This is a genomic window from Isachenkonia alkalipeptolytica (assembly GCF_009910325.1).
Lineage (GTDB): Bacteria > Bacillota > Clostridia > Peptostreptococcales > T1SED10-28 > Isachenkonia > Isachenkonia alkalipeptolytica.
Genome location: NZ_SUMG01000049.1, coordinates 1 through 2,321, shown reverse-complemented (window position 1 = coordinate 2,321; position 2,321 = coordinate 1). Strand labels below are relative to the sequence as shown.

At 41.5% G+C, this 2,321-nt stretch carries 2 protein-coding genes; both read left to right on the top strand.

The genetic code is table 11. The features are described 5' to 3' along the window. Positions 1-255: 255 nt before the first annotated feature. Positions 256-738 (top strand): QueT transporter family protein, encoded by a 483-nt coding sequence (locus tag ISALK_RS14780; protein WP_160723644.1) that lies wholly within the window; start codon positions 256-258, stop codon positions 736-738. Positions 739-919: 181 nt separating this feature from the next. After that, the gene (locus ISALK_RS14775) at positions 920-1,774 is read left to right on the top strand and encodes a DUF4438 domain-containing protein (RefSeq protein ID WP_160723642.1); all 855 of its coding nucleotides are present in this window, start codon (positions 920-922) and stop codon (positions 1,772-1,774) included. The last annotated feature ends 547 nt before the right edge of the window (positions 1,775-2,321 follow it).

Genomic DNA, 2,321 nt, shown 5'->3' with positions numbered 1-2,321 from the left:
TTAATATTACCTTTCTGATTATGTCCACCTCATTTCTTAGTCCTGAGGTTCTATTATAATAGATTTAATAGTATTTGGGACATAGTCACTTGTGATATATTAAGACATTATCATATATGGATCATACACTTGGGACGGATGCGTCTAAGAGCGTTGAAGAAATTTTCATCCTATGATATACTGGATAAGTTATAAATAGCATAGTCAGTTCGTAACCATCCTGACTATAAATAAAACTATGGAGGTTTGTAAAAAATGAATAAGAAAACACGATTTATGGTACAGGCTGCACTTATTGCTGCAATCTATGTGGTGATTACCATTGCTTTTGCTCCCATCAGCTACGGCCCTGTACAGGTTCGAATTTCTGAAATGTTAACGGTATTACCCTTTTTCACACCAGCAGCGATTCCCGGACTCTTTATGGGTGCAATGATTGCGAATGTATATGGGGGACTTGGCATCATCGATGTTGTTGTGGGGAGTTCTGCAACCCTAATAGCGGCGGCCCTGACCTATAAAATGAGTAAAAAATTATGGGCTCCTATGCCTCCGGTGTTGGTTAACGGGGTAATTATTGGATCCATGCTGAGTTACCTGTTTGGAATGCCCTTAGTACCCACCATGATTTATGTAGGTCTGGGACAAGTTGTTGCCTGTTATGGTCTTGGCTATCCCTTTATGGTGACCATTGAAAAGTATGGTCCCGGTCTCTTTCATAGAAAAGTAACGGAATAAAGGAATCGGATCGTAAATTTCCAATACATTGTATAAAAAAATAAAGTTCAGGAAAATGCCCATCAAAATAAAGATGGGTTTTTTTTATTACAAAAGCAGGAATTAGGGTCTTGGACCTCGAATTGTTTAGAGAGGCGAAGAATGAAGCTTTTGAAATCAGATAGAAAAGGTGGGTTAATCAATGAAAACAAACAAAAAGCAGTTAGTCATGCAGTCGGTTCAAGGAAAAATCAGTCATCCTTTAGCGGGAAATCCCTACAAACTCGATCGTAACGGGAACTCCACGGTACTGCCCGCAACAGGAGGAATCAACTACAATGTTAAAGTAGGTGATGTGTGTATGGGGCTTCAAGGGGATCATGTGGAACCCGGTGTAAGTGTGAAAAACAGTGAGCGTGTAGAAAACACAGCCTTAAACCTACTGTCCTGTATAGGAAACGAAGCCCGGGTGATGTCCGGTGAAGCCAAAGGAGCAAAGGGTGTTGTGACCGGTTCCCATGGGGGGATTGACCATGTGTTGATTCATTTCGATCAGGAGGATCTCGAGAAAATGGGGATCGAAGATAAAATTCTTATCAGAAGCTATGGTCAGGGCCTTCAAATCCAAGGCTATGAAGAGGTATTTGTGATGAATTTGGATCCGAACTTGTTGGAGAAATTAGGAATTGAAGAAAAGGACGGGATGTTGGAAGTTCCCGTGGCAAAAAGAGTGCCCGCATTTTTAATGGGTTCCGGGATCGGCAGCCCCACAGCCGCCAGTGGCGATTATGATATCACCACTGGGGATAAAGAAGCCTTAAAAGAATATGACCTGGAGGATCTTCGTTTCGGAGATCTCGTACTATTGGAGGATAGCGATAACACCTACGGCAGAGAGTATTTAAAGGGAGCGGTATCCATAGGTGTGGTAATTCATAGCGATTGCGTAAAAACAGGACATGGACCGGGAATAAGTACCCTATTAAGTGCGAAAACCACAAAGATCAAAGGGAAAATCGATCCTAAGGCGAATATTGCCAACTATCTAGAGCTATAAGAAGAGAAGGGCCAAGAGGCACCCTCTTGGGTAAAAGGTTAATTGAATCGGTATGGTAAAAGTACTGAACTCCGATGAAAACTGAATGAGTTTCAAGGAAAAACCTGCAAAAGCCCTTGGTCACTGGGGAAGTAGCAGGTTTTTTTGTGGAATTTTAAGCGGTTTGTTACACAGAAGTAAGGGGAGTTAAGCGGAATTTGAAGAAGAGCGAGGGGGTCGCCCCGGATTTAATCTTCTTTCCTCTATTTCCATCAATGATTACGAGGGTTGGAAACACTGGGATAAGAAGGGGTCCGAAGAAAAATTAAAAAAACCTTTGACAAAGCTTCTTACCTCGTGGTATAGTATTCCTTGTCGTTAAAACGGCGGCGGGCACTTCTTGAAGTAACCCGGGTGATTATTAAAAGGATTTAAGAAATCTTAAAAACTTTTAAAAAAACCGTTGACAAGATATCCACTACCGTGGTATATTAGTTAAGTCGCCAAAACGAAGGGCAACCTTCTAAAAGACGACAGACAGTTCTTCGACAATTTAAAACAGTATAGA